This window comes from Acidobacterium sp. FHG110202_01 (genome assembly GCF_059115305.1).
Window position 1 is genome coordinate 759937 of sequence record NZ_JBZYWJ010000001.1, and the last position, 17641, is coordinate 777577.

Annotated in this window: 14 protein-coding genes; 10 read left to right on the plus strand and 4 right to left on the minus strand. The window is 58.0% G+C overall.

The annotated features are described in order from the left end of the window. Positions 1-3 precede the first annotated feature (3 nt). A complete protein-coding gene (locus AC5S16_RS03125; protein WP_493928547.1) occupies positions 4-2643 on the plus strand; it encodes a TonB-dependent receptor in 2640 nt (879 codons plus the stop codon). On the opposite strand, the gene AC5S16_RS03130 is transcribed toward AC5S16_RS03125, so the two are convergent. Together AC5S16_RS03130 and AC5S16_RS03135 are read right to left on the minus strand one after the other, a co-directional pair. Then, positions 2640-3548, minus strand: a complete 909-nt coding sequence (locus tag AC5S16_RS03130; protein ID WP_493928548.1) for a LysR family transcriptional regulator — start codon at positions 3546-3548, stop codon at positions 2640-2642. The genes AC5S16_RS03125 and AC5S16_RS03130 overlap by 4 nt on opposite strands. Positions 3549-3600: 52 nt before the next feature. Beyond that, positions 3601-6363, minus strand: coding sequence for a glycoside hydrolase family 31 protein (locus AC5S16_RS03135; protein WP_493928549.1), 2763 nt, complete (start codon positions 6361-6363; stop codon positions 3601-3603). Between the two features lie 81 nt (positions 6364-6444). Here AC5S16_RS03135 and uvrB point away from each other — a divergent pair, with 81 nt between their 5' ends. Both uvrB and AC5S16_RS03145 read left to right on the plus strand, forming a co-directional pair. Then, positions 6445-8433 carry an excinuclease ABC subunit UvrB gene (gene uvrB / locus AC5S16_RS03140; protein WP_493928550.1) on the plus strand — a complete coding sequence of 663 codons (1989 nt, stop codon included), beginning with the start codon at positions 6445-6447 and terminating at the stop codon, positions 8431-8433. A 1-nt stretch (position 8434) separates the two neighbouring features. After that, positions 8435-8713 (plus strand): GNAT family N-acetyltransferase, encoded by a 279-nt coding sequence (locus tag AC5S16_RS03145; RefSeq protein WP_493928551.1) that lies wholly within the window; start codon positions 8435-8437, stop codon positions 8711-8713. A gap of 17 nt (positions 8714-8730) precedes the next feature. On the opposite strand, the gene AC5S16_RS03150 is transcribed toward AC5S16_RS03145, so the two are convergent. Beyond that, positions 8731-9498, minus strand: a complete 768-nt coding sequence (locus AC5S16_RS03150; RefSeq protein ID WP_493928552.1) for a 3-keto-disaccharide hydrolase — start codon at positions 9496-9498, stop codon at positions 8731-8733. A gap of 123 nt (positions 9499-9621) precedes the next feature. On the opposite strand from AC5S16_RS03150, the gene AC5S16_RS03155 reads away from it, so the two are divergent. From AC5S16_RS03155 to AC5S16_RS03170, 4 genes are all read left to right on the plus strand, one after another. Continuing rightward, positions 9622-11676, plus strand: coding sequence for a heme lyase CcmF/NrfE family subunit (locus tag AC5S16_RS03155; RefSeq protein WP_493928553.1), 2055 nt, complete (start codon positions 9622-9624; stop codon positions 11674-11676). Next, positions 11676-12140 (plus strand): cytochrome c-type biogenesis protein, encoded by a 465-nt coding sequence (locus AC5S16_RS03160; RefSeq protein WP_493928554.1) that lies wholly within the window; start codon positions 11676-11678, stop codon positions 12138-12140. The genes AC5S16_RS03155 and AC5S16_RS03160 overlap by 1 nt, the downstream gene beginning before the upstream one ends. Then, positions 12137-12415 (plus strand): hypothetical protein, encoded by a 279-nt coding sequence (locus AC5S16_RS03165; protein ID WP_493928555.1) that lies wholly within the window; start codon positions 12137-12139, stop codon positions 12413-12415. The genes AC5S16_RS03160 and AC5S16_RS03165 overlap by 4 nt, the downstream gene beginning before the upstream one ends. 155 nt (positions 12416-12570) lie before the next feature. Beyond that, on the plus strand, positions 12571-13842 hold the full coding sequence (locus AC5S16_RS03170) for a carboxypeptidase regulatory-like domain-containing protein (protein WP_493928556.1): 1272 nt from the start codon (positions 12571-12573) through the stop codon (positions 13840-13842). A gap of 4 nt (positions 13843-13846) precedes the next feature. On the opposite strand, the gene AC5S16_RS03175 is transcribed toward AC5S16_RS03170, so the two are convergent. After that, positions 13847-14080 (minus strand): hypothetical protein, encoded by a 234-nt coding sequence (locus AC5S16_RS03175; RefSeq protein ID WP_493928557.1) that lies wholly within the window; start codon positions 14078-14080, stop codon positions 13847-13849. A 225-nt stretch (positions 14081-14305) separates the two neighbouring features. On the opposite strand from AC5S16_RS03175, the gene dnaX reads away from it, so the two are divergent. The 3 genes from dnaX (at position 14306) to AC5S16_RS03190 (ending at position 17623) form a co-directional block, all read left to right on the plus strand. Continuing rightward, on the plus strand, positions 14306-16213 hold the full coding sequence (dnaX, locus tag AC5S16_RS03180; protein WP_493928558.1) for a DNA polymerase III subunit gamma/tau: 1908 nt from the start codon (positions 14306-14308) through the stop codon (positions 16211-16213). A gap of 70 nt (positions 16214-16283) precedes the next feature. After that, positions 16284-16613: a YbaB/EbfC family nucleoid-associated protein gene (locus AC5S16_RS03185; protein WP_493928559.1), complete on the plus strand. Its 330-nt coding sequence runs from the start codon at positions 16284-16286 to the stop codon at positions 16611-16613. A gap of 44 nt (positions 16614-16657) precedes the next feature. Continuing rightward, the gene (locus AC5S16_RS03190) at positions 16658-17623 is read left to right on the plus strand and encodes an MBL fold metallo-hydrolase (RefSeq protein ID WP_493928560.1); all 966 of its coding nucleotides are present in this window, start codon (positions 16658-16660) and stop codon (positions 17621-17623) included. The last annotated feature ends 18 nt before the right edge of the window (positions 17624-17641 follow it).

Consider the following 17641-nt stretch of genomic DNA (forward strand, 5'->3'; position numbering starts at 1 on the left):
GCCTTGCTGCGCACAGCACTGCTCTCTTTATTCCTGGTTGGCTCCGTCAGCTACGCCTCAGTCGATTCGCCCACGGCTGCCAGCTCCGCGGTTGCCACGTTGACCGGTACGGTTTCTGACACGACCGGAGCTATCATTCCAAGCGCAGAGGTCGACCTGACCGATGCAACCGGCGCCGTCGTGAGCAAGGCAACAACGGACAGTTCAGGCAGTTTCCGCATCCAGCCTCCGCGCCAGGGCGACTACACGCTGACCGTAAGCCTGCAGGGCTTCCAGACAGCGACCCAGCATGTGCACGCGGGCGCCACTGCAGGAACATCGCTGAATATCGCTCTCGCAGTGGCCGCGGCGGTAACCGAAGTCGATGTCAACGCAAATTCCAATGTCGACCTCACAGCTTCAGACGACAACGGCGATACAGCCGTGATGACCTCGGAAGACCTGAAATCCATGCCGGTCTTCGATAACGATTACGTCTCCGCGATGAGCAGTTTCCTTGACTCCGGGCAGGGCATGACCGCCGGAACCGGCCTGATGGTCGATGGCATGGAAGCAAACCGCGCGCTGGTCTCTCCATCAGCGGTACAGGAAGTGCACATCAATGAAGACCCGTATTCAGCACGGTACTACTGGCCGGGTCGCGGACAGCTAGAAATCGTAACCAAGCAGGCGGCCAATGCCTACCACGGAGAACTGAACTTTCTCTTCCGCGATGCCGCACTCAATGCCCAGAACGATTTTGCCCCCAATAAACCACCGGAGCAGCGACGCGTATATGAAGGCAGCGTCACCGGCCCGCTCTGGCACGCAAAGAAGTCGTCCTTCCTGGCATCGTTCAATCGTCAGGAAGAGGACCTCGATGCTGTCGTGAATGCCACGGTTGCGCCCACGCCGGATAATCCAAGCGGCATCTTCAATGAGAACGTTCCGGCTCCTACGCGGAACACAGAGTTCGCGGTGCGCATCGGCCACCAGTTCTCAGACGTGAACTCCGCTTCCCTGCTGTACTCTTTTCAGGACTCAACCAACCGCAACCAGGGCGTCGGTAACCAGACGCTTCCTGAGGCCGGATACAACACTGAATACCGTGAAGACGACGTTGTCCTCCACGACGACTACATCCTCTCGCCCTCCATGCTGAACCAGGCTTCAATCGCCCTGGTGCGCGATTACAATCCCTACTCAAATGCCACAGACGCCCCCAAAGTAGTGGTTGCCGGTAACTTCACCGGAGGCAGTGCCCAGGCAAACCAGGAACGCACGGAATACAGCCTGCGCGCCAACGAGATGGTTTCCTGGACGAAAGGTCCGCATAACCTGAAGTTCGGCTTCGACATGCCCCACCTGAGCCGGCGCGTAATGGAAGACCGCACCGACTCGGCCGGCACCTATACCTACAGCCCGACCTACGCGCAGGATGGAACACTCACAGCGACAGCCATCCAGAATTACCAGGCCGGCGATCCCTCAGGGTTTTCCATCCAGCAGGGCCAGACGCGCTTCGTCTATCACCAGCAGGAAATCGGCGGATACATCCAGGACCAGATCAAGGTAAAGCCATACCTTTCCCTTACGCCGGGACTTCGCTACGACTGGCAGAACTATCTCGGCGGCGATGTGAACAATTTTTCGCCGCGCTTCTCCTTTGCACTGGTCCTCGATCAGAAGCATGAGATGGTGCTTCGCGGCGGCGGCGGCATTTATTACGATCGCACCGGCTCCGGCCCGCTTATGGACCTGGCGCGTTACGAGCATGCCAACCTGCGCCTTCTGCAGCTCTCCTCCAATCAGCAGCCTTTGTGCAATCCCATCGAGAACTGCGCCGACCTCTCCTCATTGCCGCCATCGCTGGTCGAAATCGCACCCGGCACCAAAACGCCATATCAGATTAACTACGGTCTCTCCATCGATCGCAAGGTTGGCGAGAAAGGCGTTATCTCCATCGGCGGACGCATGAACCGCGGCGTCGATCTCTTCCGCTCGGTGGACGTGAATGCTCCCCTGCCGCCGAACTACAGCCTGCGTCCTAACCCAGAGATTTCGCAGCTGCGCCAGATTCAGTCCGCCGGCGTGCAGAATGGCAGTGCGCTCGATATCAACTACCGCGGACGCCTCAACAAGTACTTCACCGGCTTTGCCTGGTATACGTGGAGCCACTACGACAACAACACGAGCGGCATCGGCTGGTTCCCACAGAATCAATATGACCCCAATGATGAGTGGGGCCGCGCCGATTGGGACCAGAGCAACCACTTCGGCTTCTACGGCATGTTCAACCCGGAACATCTGCTGAACCTGGGCGTGGGTATCTTCGCGAACAGCGGCAAGCCCTGGACCATCACTACAGGCACAGATGCATATGGCACTAATCTCTTCAACGCGCGTCCGGAAGACGTTTCACGCAACTCGGAAACCGGCCCGGACTATGCCGATCTCGACCTGCGCTGGGGATACGACTTCAAGCTTCATCCCGGCGAGGCTGACAAGAGCCCCACGCTCGGCCTCTCGGCCTCAGCATTCAACGTGCTGAACCATCCTAACGGCTCTTATGTCGATACGGTGGAAGGCAGCGAGGACTTCGGCGACGTAACCAGCGCCTACCCGCCGCGCCGGATGCAGCTCGCGATGCGCTTCGTGTTCTAAGAAACCAGGGACAGGAGCGGATCAGCCTTCTCCTGTCCCTTCTCTCTCAACTGCGCAAGAAAAGCCTTCTGTACGCGATTCAGCGAGCGTCCGCGAAGAACAGCAGCAACAATCGTGCGCATGGCCTTCTGATCGGCAATGCGCACAAAAGCGCGGTCAGCGCCGGCATCGACAGCCATAGCCGGAACAATCGATACACCCACTCCCGCCGACACCATTCCCAAAAGACTGCTGAACTGGCCGCTCTCGAAGGCAACTCGCGGATTCACCCGCGCGCGATGACAAGCTGAGACAGCAATATCGTGGAAGCAATGGCTGTCGCGCAGCAGCACAAATGGTTCATTGCGCAGGTCGCTGAGTGCAATCTCCTTGCGCTTCGCCAGCGCATGGTCGCGCGGCAGCACGGCATACAGCTGCTCCTTGTGCAGCGAAATAGTCTCGAATTCGCGGTGCCGCAACGGCAGCGACATGATGGCGAGATCGAGCGAAAGATTGCGAAGTCCTTCGACCAGGACAGGTGTCGTCTCTTCTACAATTCTGAGCGTTGCTTCTGGAAATTTGCGGGCAAAGCGGGCCACACGCGCAGGCATGTAGTAAGGCGCAATGGTCGGAATCACTCCAACGGTAATGCTGCCCCTGGTGTCCGTGCGCTTGTCGTCTACCTCGAAGCGCGCGGCCTCCACTTCCTGCAGAATGGCGCGGGCGCGCGGCAGAAATGTCTTGCCTGCATCGGTGAGCTGAACACGGCGGCCCAGGCGATCAAAGAGCCGCGCGCCCAGTTCATCCTCAAGCTTGGACACCTGCTGCGAAAGCGAAGGCTGGGCAACGTGGCAATGCTCTGCGGCGCGGCTGAAACTGCCGGTTTCAGCGATAGCACAGATGTAACGCAGTTGATGAAATTCCATAGGTGTTACCTATAGAGTACATCCAAACCATAATCCTGCGCTCCGCTCTTATTTATTGCCTGCCATCAGTCAGCAGTGCGAGAACCCGCTGCAGCGCAGTGCGATATTGCTGTGCGCGCTCCACCGTCGTGCCGCGCCCAAGGTTTTTTGCCAGCTCATCATCTGAGACGTTCGTTTTATTGGCCCTCTGCTGCACTTCATCCAGCCCCTGCGCATATATTTGCTGGAAGCGCGCCAGCTCCTGCCTGGCGGTCTGCGGCTTGTAGGTGAGTCTGTCCCCGGTCTGCCATGCCTCGATCAGCGGATCAGGCGACCGCATGTAAGGCCATTGCGTATTCAATGTGTCGTATGCTTCGCGCAGACGTGTTTCTGCTCCAGCAAATCCGCTGAGCTGCCCGCGTGCGGCCAGCGATCCCTGCACGCGATGTACATGGATCAAAACGCGCTCGGCGACAGAATAACGAGGTGTGGCAATAACCGTGGTGAGTGTATTGCCGTCATAGTGCCAGCCCGGTTTCTCGCTATGCAGAACAAAAGTGATATTTGCTCCATTCACAGTTACAGATTCCGGAGGCCAGTCTCCCGGAAGGCGGATTTCATAGCTGCGCTGCCGCAGCATTCCCGGGTATGCGCCCCGCACGGGAGCAACCTCGATGGTCATATCGTCGCCGGACTGCTTTGCGCTTATATCTGTCCACGCGCAGATGCCGCGCTTGTAGTCTTCGCCCTTGCTTGAATCCTCGTAAACCGAATAGGACGACTTCTGGTTCTCGGCAAGCGGAAAAATATTCAGGATCAGCGGATCGACCGGCTTCTCTCCCGTGTACTCCATCTCCGGCTGCATGGGAACAATGGCTCCTGCCCGGAGATACACCGGAATCTGGCTGATGGAAAACTTGCGCTCAACCGCAGCTGGCCCGGTGAAATGTTTGCCCGTAGGCCACTCGACCCACTCTCCTTCAGGAATCCAGACATGTTCCCGCGCGAGCTGGGTATCTTTATTCACCGGCGCAGTCACCGGCGCAACAACCATCTGTTGCCCGAAGATATATTCGTCTTTGTTCGAATAGGCTTCGTCAGCTTCCGGCCAGTCATAATAAAGCGGACGCAAAAAAGCGACGCCAGTGTCGTAGGTCCGCCGGCCTTCGGTGTAAAGATACGGCTGCAAAGCATAGCGCAGTTGGAACGTGTTGCGCATGATGCTCGAATACGGCTCTGGATAGGCCCAGATGCGCCGCTCCGATTCAGGATTTTTCGTCGTATGCGTGCGCAGAATCGGACTGAAGGCCCCGAACTGAATCCAGCGCGTATAAATTTCAGGATCGACCGCGCCGGGCATGTGCCCACCGATGTCATGACTCCAGTAGGCATAGCCAACGTTGGCCGCAGTCGCCGTAAACCATGGCTGGAAGGCAAGCGACTCCCAGACAGAGACCGTGTCGCCGGAAAACCCGATCTGATAGCGGTGATTACCCAGCCCGCCCCAGCGATGGAAAAGCAATGGCCGCTTCCTTTCCCGCTGCTGGTCAGTAAAGTGAACATAGTTGAGCCACCACGTCGGGCTCACGCCGGGAGTGCTGGTGTTCATCTCCTGCTGCCAGTCAAGCCACCAGAAATCGATGCCCTGCTTCTCCAGCGGATGATGCAGCAGGTCCATATAGTTCAGCGCGAATTTCTTATTCGTAATGTCGAAGGGCACATATTTGTGCGTAGCTGGATCGATGCCCATGGCACGCGCCATCGCCGGATACGCCTGTTCCCACGGCTGCACGCCCGAAGCAGGATGCAGATTGAGCGTAGCCTTCAACCCTTCCTCATGAATGTGTTTGAGAAATGCATCGGGGTCAGGAAACAGCAGCGGGTTCCACGTGTAGCCGCTCCAGCCCAGATCATGGCCGGACTGGTCCACTTCATGCCGCGCCTGCAGCTGCTCGCGGTTGAGATGCCAGTCCATATCGATGACCAGCACATCGAGAGGAACATTGTTTTCGTGAAATCCGCGAACAAGATCGTCCAGTTCCTGATCGCTGTACGCCCAGTAGCGCGACCACCACGTTCCAAAGGCGAACCGCGGCGGCAGCGGAATACGGCCCGCTACCTGGACGTAGTCATGCAGCGCCTGCTTATAGTCGTGGCCATAGCCGAAGAAATACCAGTCCTGACGATCGCGCGCAGAACGCAGCTCCACCCACGGCCATGGACTGTTCTCGCCCTGCGTGAACTGGAAGTTGTCTGAGTCAAAAAGCGGACGTGTTGAATCGTCCACCAATGTCCAGCCATCGCGCGAAATCAAACCGGGATCGATAGGCTCACGCGTTTTGCCGCCGCGTGCGCCGTCCAGCGTGCGCGTGGTGCCCTGCAGGTTGCCGGTATCAGGCATTCCCGGATGCCACGTGACCTGCCTGCCTTCCAGATTGAAAGTAATGCTGAGATTCTCTGCGGAGAACTTGCCATTGCCCGTATAAGCGAGCTGCAGCGCGCTGGTCTGAATCGTCACCTTGCCATCCTGCTGGCTATGCGTGAATTCAGGAACAGAAAGACGCCGGTTCAGGAAAACAAACGATGGCCGGTCTTCAAATTTTCCGTCAGCAGACCACTCCATGCGGATAAGCTGCGGCGTAAGCACTGTAAATCGCACATTGCCTGCCGTAACAACTGCGCGTGGATCCGCTGTTGCGTTGTAGCGGGCCTCAGGAGCCTGCGCGCTCGCAGTTTTTGCGGCGGAAGCCGCCTTCGGCGCATCTGCAAAAGTGATCTGAATGGAAAAAACAGCAGTAGTCAGGAACAGCGTGCAGGCAAGGACGATTTTCTTCATCTCCGCCTCAGCATATCGTGTGTGCAGTAACCGGTGCCAGCAGCACGCAGCTTCCATTTACCATGAAGGATTGAGGGATCGATGGATTTTCAGCTGGTAAGCGACTACAAACCGCGTGGTGATCAAGGACGCGCTATTGATGAGCTTGTCTCCGGCATTCATGCTGGTGAAAAGCATCAGGTGCTGCTCGGCGTTACCGGGTCGGGCAAGACTTTCACGATGGCGAAGATGATCGAGGAGCTGAACCGTCCCGCGCTCGTGCTCGCGCACAACAAGACGCTCGCGGCGCAGCTCTATCACGAGTTCAAGCAGTTCTTCCCGTCAAATGCCGTTGAGTATTTCGTCTCCTACTACGACTACTACCAGCCGGAAGCCTATATTCCTTCAGGCGATCTCTACATCGAAAAAGAAGCGACCATCAACGAAGAGCTTGATAAGCTGCGGCTCTCCGCCACACGATCGTTGTTTGAGCGGCGCGATGCGGTGATCGTATCGTCTGTCTCCTGCATCTACGGCCTAGGCGACCCGGACGCATATTACGGAATGCTTTTGTTGCTCGAAAAAGGCCAGAAGGTCCGCCGCGAAGACATCACGCGTAAGCTGGTCGAAATTCTCTACGAACGCAACGAAGCCGATTTCCGCCGCGGAACATTTCGCGTGCGCGGCGATGTGATCGAGGTCTTCCCTACTTACGATGAAAATGCGTACCGCATCGAGCTCTTCGGCGATGAGGTCGATTCCCTCGCCCAGATTGATCCGCTCTTCGGAACCGTGAAGCAGAAATACGCGCGGCTGCCGATCTATCCCAAGAGCCACTACGTAGTGCAGCCGCAAAAGAAGCAGCGGGCCATTGATTCCATCCTCGACGAACTGGCCTCGTGGGAGAAAGAACTCGAGTCGCAGGGCCGCCTGGTTGAGTCGCAGCGCGTTCATCAGCGGACGCGCTTCGATCTCGAGATGATCAAGTCCGTCGGCTATTGCCACGGCATCGAGAACTACTCGCGGCATTTCTCCGGACGTCTTCCCGGCGAGCCGCCGCCAACGCTACTCGATTACTTCCCGCGTGACTACCTCATCTTCATCGACGAATCCCACGCGACCGTTCCGCAGCTGCACGGCATGTGGCACGGCGACCGCTCACGCAAGCAGAACCTGGTCGATTATGGATTCCGCCTGCCCTCGGCGATGGACAATCGCCCACTCAGGTTTGAGGAGTTCGAAGCGCGTACTAACCAGCTCGTCTACGTCTCGGCAACTCCCGGACCGTATGAGCTCACTAAATCAGCCGGGGTTGTGGTCGAGCAGATCATCCGGCCAACAGGCCTGGTCGATCCCGAAGTCGAAATACGCCCGGTGCGCGGCCAGATTGACGACTTGCTGGCCGAAATTCGCGATCGCGCCCAGAAGGGCGAGCGCGTCCTGGTGACGACGCTGACCAAGCGCATGGCCGAAGACCTTGCCGGCTACTATGCAGAAGTCGGCGTGCGCTGCCGCTACATGCACTCTGAAATCGAAACGCTGGAACGCGTGCGCCTGCTGCGCGACCTCCGCAAAGGCGAGTACGACGTACTCATCGGCATCAACCTGCTGCGCGAAGGTCTGGATTTGCCGGAGGTCTCGCTTGTCGCCATTCTCGACGCGGACAAAGAGGGCTTCCTGCGCTCCTCAGGCTCCCTGATCCAGACCATAGGGCGCGCCGCGCGTCATGTGAACGGACGCGCGATTCTCTATGCCGACCGCATCACCGACTCTATGCGTCAGGCAATGGACGAGACCACCCGCCGCCGAGACGTGCAGCGTGCTTATAACGAAGAGCACGGCATCACGCCGATGTCAGTAATCCGCGCCGCCGACATGTCGCTCGCGCAAATATTGAAGGCCGACTACGCCGACCTCACCGAAGAAACCGATGAGATACCAGACTTCAAATCACAGGAAGAGCTCGACGTCCACATCCTGAAGCTGGAAAATGAAATGCGAGAGGCGGCAAAGGTCTTTGAGTTCGAGAAGGCTGCAAAACTGCGCGATACAGTGAAAGAATTACGGACAAAGGAGTTCCTTTTCAGCTGACATGAGCAGACATCAGCAGAAAGTCTCACGCAACCGCTTCGAGTTCGAGGAAGCAGGCGAGGTAGCCTACCTCGAGTTCGAAGTGGACGAGCAGAGATGGATGACCCTGTGGCATACCGAAGTGCCGCCAGCGCTGCGCGGGCGTGGAATCGCCGGAATGCTGGCACAGACCGCTTTCGAGTATGCGCAGCAGAACCAGCTCAAGGTTGACGTGATCTGCCCGGCGGCGAAGGGCTATGTCGAGAAGCATCCAGAATTTCGGGAACTGCTGGGAAAATAGACGCCGGCAATCCGCGCCTACTCCTTGAGCGGATACAGCTTGATATCACGAAAAAATACTTCTGCTCCTTCTGACTGAAAGAGAATTTTTCCGCTGGAAGGAAATGCATCGGTTCCTTCATTTACCAGCCTGCCGTTGACATACTGCCATACATGGCCGTTGTGACTTACCAGTTCCAGCAAATTCCATTCGCCATGAGGTTTTTCTACCTCATTTACCGGGTCGCGATATCCCACGACATTCTTCCATGGACCTTTGTTGAATCGGTCGATCTTGACTGCGTTTCCGGGCGGACCGGTGACGCGCTGGCCATCCTTGCCAGTTAATGCTGCGCCGTCGGTAAGCCAGAAATCGCCGGTACATCCTTCATTGATCTGAAACTCCACCGAGCGGGGCCACACTTTCTGCTCGCCTTGTATGTTGTAGAGGATGCCGCTGTCGCGCGCCTGGCCCTCGCGAGGGGCAAATGTTCCCTCACCCCACTTAAACTCAGCTTTCAGATAATAATTTTGGAATTCCTGCCTGGTAATGATGTAGCCAAGCTCTGTGCCGGAGACATGAATGACTCCGTGTTCCACCTGAAAGACGTGATCAGGATCGTTGTTGAGCCCCTTGCTTTTCAGGAAAGTATCGAAGTTGTTCAAATCAGAGCCATCGAAAAGAACGACTGCCGGACCATGCGGCGGGATATCTTTTGTCGCACCAAATGCAGCTCCCGCAGTAGCGATGTAGATGAATGCAAACGCAGCCAGAAGCGGCTCTTTGCCGCATTTCTTTGAAATCACTGTGCTGTTCCTTTCGTGAAAGCAGTCTATCAGCCTCCACCAAAAGGTTGACTCCGCAATTGCCGCCTCTTCCACGCGGGTGCGACAATTAACTGTTCTCACTTACAGCCTTCGAAGATTCCTATGCCCGCATTCGGTAGCTTCGCCCTATTGTTAGCGCTGGCCCTCAGCGGATACAACCTCTTCGCCGGTGCTATTGCGCTGCGGCAGCTGGCAACTGGCGCGCGCGGTCGCATCTCGCCCGAGCGGCTGGCAGAAACAGCACGCCGTGCCGGAATCGGCAGCTTCTTCGCTGTGACCGGCGCTGCCGTTGCACTCGTATGGGCTGCGTTCACTAACGATTTTTCCGTCGCGTATATCCTGCACCACTCGAACCGCGCCCTGCCCGGAGCCTATAAGTTCGCGGCGCTCTGGTCCGGGCAGGAAGGCTCGCTGCTGCTGTGGGCATGGCTGCTGGCCACTTACGGATTCGTTCTGCGCGTCCGCCACAAGGTCGACGTAAAACTCACTGCGTATGCCTCGACGATTCTCGCCGGCGTTCAGATTTTCTTCCTGCTGCTGCTGAATTTCGCTGCGCCTCCGTTCGCGCTCGTGGGCGGGACAGTTCCCGAAGACGGCTTCGGCCTGAATCCTCTCCTGCAATATCCGGAGATGGTAATTCACCCGCCGATGCTTTACCTCGGGTATGTAGGATTCAGCGTGCCCTTCGCATTTGCCTTGGGCGCGCTGATGATGCGCTATCCCGGCGAAAAGTGGATACACATCACGCGCCGCTGGACGATGGTGACCTGGCTTTTTCTGACCTGCGGCATCTTCCTCGGCGCGCACTGGGCCTACTCCGTGCTGGGATGGGGCGGCTACTGGGGCTGGGACCCGGTCGAAAATGCTTCGCTGATGCCCTGGCTGACCGGTACTGCATTTCTGCACTCGGTCATGATGCAGGAAAAGCGCGGCATGATGAAGCACTGGAACGTGTGGCTCATCTTCTCAACCTTCGCGCTCTCAATTCTCGGCACACTGCTCACACGCTCCGGACTGGTGAGTTCTGTCCACGCCTTCGCGCAATCCTCCATCGGCACATGGTTCTGGGCATTCCTAGTAATCGTGCTGGCAGTCTGCCTGTTTACCTATGTCCTGCAGCGCGATCACCTCAAGAGCGAGCACAAACTCGAATCCCTCGTCTCGCGCGAATCAAGTTTTCTCTTCAATAACCTGGTGCTGCTGGCGGCCTGCTTTACAGTGCTGTGGGGCACGCTCTTCCCTGTCATCTCAGAATATGTGCAGGGCAACAAGGTCACCGTCGGCCCTCCCTTCTACAATCGCGTAGCCGTGCCCATCGGACTGTTCCTGCTCTTCCTCACCGGAATTGGCCCGCTGCTCGCATGGCGCAGCTCCTCCTTCAAGAGCATCCGCAAGAATTTCGTTCTTCCTGCCGTCGCCGCACTCGCAACCGCGATTGTGCTGATGGCCTGCGGCGTTCGCCCCTGGCAGGATGCAGGCTCCTTCTACTCGCTCATGGCATGGTCTCTGGCGGCGATGGTCACCACCGCAGTCAGCTCTGAATTTCTGCGCGGGGCAGGCGTCATCTCCCGGCATACGGGGCAGAACCTCTTCGCCTCCATGATCCAGCTCACGCGGCGCAACACGCGGCGCTATGGCGGATACATCATCCACTTTGGCGTGGTCATCATCTTTATTGGTCTCGCAGGTTCGGCCTTCAATCGCAGCGCCGAGCAGGCGCTGAACTACAAGCAGAGTATGACCATGGGGCCATACCGCATTGAGTGCCTCGATTATTCGCAGGACACCAACCCGAACTACGACACCGAGTACGCCATCCTCAATGTTTACCGTGGCGATAAGAAGATCACGCAGCTCGCGCCCGAGCAGCGCTTCTATCAAGCCAGCCAGACAACGCAGACCATGGTCGCCAACCATTCGACGCTTGCCTGGGATCTTTATGTGATCTATGCCGGCAAGGATCCGGACACCGGCCAGCCGATCATCAAGGTCTTCCTGAATCCGCTGGTCGCGTGGATATGGATTGGCGTCGTCATCGTGGTTCTAGGCACATTTGTCGCGCTCACACCGAATATGCAGGCAGCGCTCGTCGCCAGTCGCAGCCGCGTGTCTGCCGCTGCAGAAACTCCGGCGCTGGCCGGTAAAGGTGGGGACTGATGCGCCACCTGACACGAATCTCGCAGATCGGATTCCTCACGCTGCTTCTTGTCTTCACCATGGGTTCGGCAGACACAGCCATGCGTTATAACAATCTCGGCCACAAGATGATGTGCCCCTGCAGCTGTGGTCAGATTCTGATCGAGTGCAACCATCTCGGCTGCCAATATTCTGAAAAAATGCTCGGCGAGCTGCGCTCGGCCATCAGCAAGGGCAACAGCGATTCCGCGATCCTTCAGGCTTTTCAGGAAGAGTACGGACCAACGATCCTCGCCGCCCCCATGCTGACAAGGTTCAACATCATTGCATGGGTTGTGCCTCCCGTGGTTCTGCTGCTCGGCATTGCAGGAACATTCGCTCTCGTGCGCAAGTGGAAGCTGCGTACTGTAGCCATGCCTGCAGCTTCACACGTCGGCGGATTTGACCGCCTTCGCGATCAAATCCGGAAGGAGACGGATCTGTGACCACGATTGCCTGCGCCCTGCTACTCATCGGCATCTTCGTCTATGTCTTCTATCCGGAGCGCAAAGTCGAAGCGCAGATCGAGAAGACGCGGCTCGATTTCCTGCGCGAGCGCAAGGACGTGCTCTACGACAATCTGCGCGACCTGAATTTTGAGTTCCGCGCCGGCAAGTATCCTGAAGAAGATTACACAGCGCAGCGGGCAGCGCTTGAAAACGAGGCCGCAGAGGTTCTGGCCGAGATCGATATACTGGAGCGAACTGGCCATCCAGCGTGAAGCAGCAGTTCGCAGGCCGGTACCGCTCTACAAATAACGATGTCATCCTGAGGCAAAGCCGAAGGATCTGCTTTTACTCCGCAGTGGCAAAAGGCCAAAGCAAACAGCAGATTCTTCGCTACGCTCAGAATGACAGCACTTGCAGAAAGTGATTCATGACCCTTATTCCTCGCATACGTTTCGGCGCAATCGCATTGCTTGCCCTTCTCGCTCCTCTCGGAGCGCTGGCTGCTACTGTAACCGGAACGGTTACCAATAAGACCATCAACAAGCCCTCGGGCGGCGACGATGTCGTGCTGATCGCCTTCGGGCAGGGCATGCAGGAAGCAGGCCGCACCAAAACCGATGGCAAGGGCCACTACTCCATCGACGTGCCGGACAACGGCATGCACCTCATCCGCGTCGACCACCAGAAGGCTGCCTACTTTCAGCCCGTCCAGCCCGGCATGACGACCGTCAATGTGGACGTCTACGATGTCCAGGCCAAAGTTGATGGCGTCAGCACGGAGGCCGACGTGATGCGCGTCGAGACCGATGGCCAGGGCCTCCACGTCATCGAAAACTACTTCGTAAAGAACGACTCCAGCCCACCGCATACGCAGTTCAGCCCGCGGGCTTATGAGATTTACCTGCCGCCCGATGCGAAGATCGAAGGCTCAGCGGCCATGGGCCCGGGAGGAATGCCAGTTTCCTCGTCCCCGGTCCCTACAGGCGATAAAGGCTATTACGCCTTTGTCTTCCCCGTGCGCCCCGGCGAAACACGCTTTCAGGTCAGCTATCACCTGTCTTACAACGGGAGCTTTAATTTCACGCCCAAAGTCTCTCAGCCTACGCAGAATCTTGCCATCATCCTGCCCAAGAGCATGAAGTTTGCCGCAGGCGGCTCCGTTTCTTTTCAGCCGATCAACGATGACGTAAACGCGCAGACCTTCCTCGCGCGTAATGTTTCGCCTTCGCAGGCCATGGCCTTTACTGTCTCCGGAACCGGCTCGATGCCTCGAGACGCACAGGCCCAGGGTAATGGTAATGATCAGGCCGCTGCAGGCCCGGAAGCCGGCCAGCCAAGCGCGAATGACAATCGCCCCGGCGGCGGGCTGGGCAATCCCATCGACACGCCTGATCCGCTCAACAAATACAAGTGGTGGATCCTGAGCGGGCTGGCGCTCGTTCTGGCGATTGCCGCCGCATTTCTGCTGAGCGCCAAACCTGCTGAACCCGCTGCTCCTGGAGCCCCGGCTCCTGCTTCAGTTCCCGGCTCCAGACAGGGGGGACATGGCGACCTGCTGACGGCACTCAAAGAAGAACTCTTCGCGCTCGAAACAGAGCGGCTCGAAGGCAAACTGAGCGAATCAGAGTACACCGAACAGAAAGCGGCTCTTGAGACAGTCTTGCGACGGGCGCTGGCGCGTCAGACAGTCCTGAGCTGATGCACTAAAAGCCGAATAATTTTTCCCGAAGAGCGTCTTCATAATCGCTCTTCGCGGTTTTGGCTTTGTCGCGGGCTTCTTCTTCACGAAAATGAGCGGCTTCCCATTTATCAACTTCGGCTACGGAGTGGTCTCCCGAGGCCAATGCCTCTTCTTCGCGAATAGCGGCAATCCATTCCTCGACTGCGGCTTTGTAGGTGCTTTGTAACTGGTCCAATTCAGTGGTTTCGGTGGTCATCGTGCTCCCCTCGTGAGGCAGCCAGAATAGCCGTGAATTGTGAATAGAAGATTGCAATGGAAAGCGCAGCAGGGGATATTTTCTGGATTGCAGCTGTATTTTGTGCTGCAGATTCCTCCACCACCGCTTGATTTCATTTAGAGTCTAGTCCGGGTGATAAAGGCGCCAAAGGCGCGATTGCCTGGACGGCTAGTCCTCCCGTTACAATCTAATCTCAGGACATTCATGGCGTATCAGGTTTTAGCTCGGAAGTACCGCCCCCAGCGGTTCAGTGATGTTGTAGGGCAGGAGCACGTAACACGCACCCTGCTCAACGCTTTGGAACAGGGCCGCATAGCCCACGGATACATTTTCAGCGGCCATCGCGGCATTGGAAAGACGACCATCGCGCGCATTCTGGCGATGGCCCTCAATTGCCGGACGGCCATCGGCATTCCTGAGCGCCCCACGCCCGAGCCTTGCGGCGTGTGCGATTCCTGCACCGAGATTCGCGCTGGCAACGCCGTGGACGTGATCGAGATCGACGCAGCCACTAACCGTGGCATCGACGAGATCCGTGAGCTGCGCGACGCGGCCCGCTATCGTCCGGCGCGGGACAAGTACAAAATCTACATCCTCGACGAAGCGCACCAGATCACCGACGCCGCCTTCAACGCCCTGCTCAAGACGCTCGAAGAGCCGCCCGAGCATGTCGTCTTCATGATGGCGACCACACAGCCCGAGGACTTCCCGCAAACGATCCGCTCCCGCTGCCAGCACTTCAGCTTTCATGCCGTAAAGTTCGACGACATACTGGGCCAGCTCAAGTCCATCGCAGAGCAGGAAAACATCGCCGCTGATGATGCAGCGCTCGCGCTGCTGGCCGAAGCCGGCGACGGATCCATGCGCGATGCCCTCTCCATCATGGACCAGGCCATTGCCTCAGCTCCTCTCGCCGACGGCAAGCCGAAGCTCGATGCCGAGCAGATTCGCGAGCTGATGGGGACCGTCCCCAACACAGTCTTTGAGCGGCTGCTTGAAGCAGTAAGCGAAAATAACACTACGTCCGTCATCGAAGAGATCAATACACTCCTCAATGCAGGAAACAGCGCGCAGGCCCTAGCCAGGCAGTTTGTCCGTTATTTGCGGAACGTGCTGATGGCCCGCATCGCCGGCGAAAGCTCCGAGTTGCTGCAGATATCCGCCGACGAGCGTGCACGGGCAGCGCGGTCGGCTCTGCTGTTTTCTGAAGAAGACCTGACGCGCTTCCTCCAGGTCATGCTGCGCACCTATGACGAGCTGAATTACCGGCAGGAGCAGCGCTTCCACCTCGAGCTGGGCCTGATCAAGCTGGTCCATCTCCAGCGCCTGCTGCCGATCGAAGATCTGCTGAGCCAGCTGCCGGCGGGCAGCAAGTCTGCCCTTGGCGGCGGAGCTCTGCCCAAGCCCAGCGCTCCTCCAGCAAGAAGCACAACTCCGGCTCCGCCCGCACGCGCTCCCGAGCCGCCCAAGTCCGCAGTTTCTCCTTTCGAGGCAGACCGCAGCCGCAAAATCACAGGCGAAGCGCCCGAAGCCTCAGCTCCGGTAGCAGAGACAATCGCAGCCCCGCGCGCGCTCACACCGCTGGAAGTGACTTCTAGAGCCGTTGAAAGTGCCCCAGCTGTCAAAGCCCCTCCCACGGGCGTCGTGGAAGTCGCAACCGACGCCACGGATGGCGCATTGGCCCTCGCTCCCGAACCGCAACCCATAGCTGCCGGAGCTCAGGCCGACCTGGACCAGATTCGCGAGGCCGTCTGCGCAGCACTTGAAGAGAACGGGCACAACACAGCGGCATCGCTTCTGGGCGATGGCACATGGTCGTTGCAGGGCGATGCAATTCAGGTCGAAGTCGGCGTTAAGAGAATGATGATCGGCCTGACCATGAATACCGAAGCCGAGAAGATCGCCAAGAATGCCCTGCGCGCCGCAGGTTTTTCGCAAAAGCTGGTGGTCGTTCCCGGTGAGAATGGCGTGTCCGGCGCAAGTGCCAGACCACGCGCGGCCGCCAGCGGATCGGTACAGGCAGCAGCCATGGAGCACCCTCTGGTGAAGGAAGCCATGGATCTGTTCAGCGCCGAGGTGCGGAGCGTCCTCGATTTACGGGATAAAAAGTGATTTCTCTCCCCTTGAAACGCAATGTCGCAACCGTCTGTATTCTGGCGACAACAGGTAGTGAGGTTGGTAAATGTTCAATCCCTTGAAGATGCAGGAAATGCTGTCGCAGGCAAAACAAATGCAGGAACAGATGCAGGAGAAGCTTGCCCAGGTCATCGTCGAAGCCTCTTCCGGGGGCGGTGCAGTCACCGTAAAGATGAACGGCCAGAAGCAGGTGCTGAAAATCACGATTGACCCCAGCGCCGTGGCCGGACTCAGCGGCAACGCCGCCGACGTAGAAATGCTCGAAGACCTCATCGCCGCAGCCTTCAACGAAGCCGGCCGCCGCGCCGACGAGGCCATCAAGTCCACGGCCTCTTCCATGCTGGGCGGATTGAACCTCCCTCCCGGATTGCTTTGAATACTTTCCCACGCAGCCTTTATCAGAAAACACAGAGGAACAGCATGAATCCCTATCAAGTGACACGCAGAAGCTTTCTGAAGCAGGCCGGTCTTGCAGGAGCAGGCATTGCCGCCACTCCCCATCTCTTCGCATTTCAGAATTCCGTACCTCCTGCGGGCGACAAGGTCCAGCAGTTCCGCGCCGGCGGAGCTACCACTCCCATCAAAGTGACACAGCTGCGCGATACGCTTTTCCTGCTGCAGGGTGTGGGCGGCAACATGGTGGCGCAGACCGGTCCCGACGGAAAGCTGCTGATAGATGCCAGCGCATCCACGGCTGCTCCTCATGTTGAGGAAGCACTGAAGCAAATCGATGCGCATCCATTGAACCGGCTCATCAACACGCACTGGCATTATGACCACACCGACGGCAACGCCGCGCTCCATGACGACGCAGGCGTATTCATCATCGCGCACGAGCAGACACGCAAGCGCCTTTCAACGCCGCAGCATCTGGCCTTCTTCCAGCTGAACTTCGCGCCCTACCCAGCAAGCGCGCTGCCGCAGCAGACCTTCGCTGAAAAGCAGAAGCTCTCCTTCAATCACGACCAGCTCGACCTCGTCCACATGCCCGCCGCGCATACAGACACGGACATCTACATCCATTTCGCAAACGGCAATGTCATCCATTGCGGCGACATCTTCTTCAACGGCTTCTATCCCTTCTTTGACACGGGTACAGGCGGCACCGCGCGCGGCATGATCCGCGGAGCCGAGATGTGCCTCGCCCTGGCAGATGACAACACGAAGATCGTCCCCGGCCATGGACCTCTCGGAGACAAGGTCGCTCTGCAGAAATATCGCGACATGCTGGCCTCAGTCACCGATCGCATAGAGAAACTGAAGTCCTCCGGGCAGACACTGGAGCAGGCAGTCGCGGCCAGGCCCACAGCAGACTTCGACGCAGCCTGGGGCAAAGGCCTGCTTACGCCCGACCAGTTCGTTGGGCTGATTTACAGCTCAGTGTAGATTTCTAAGGTTTCCCAT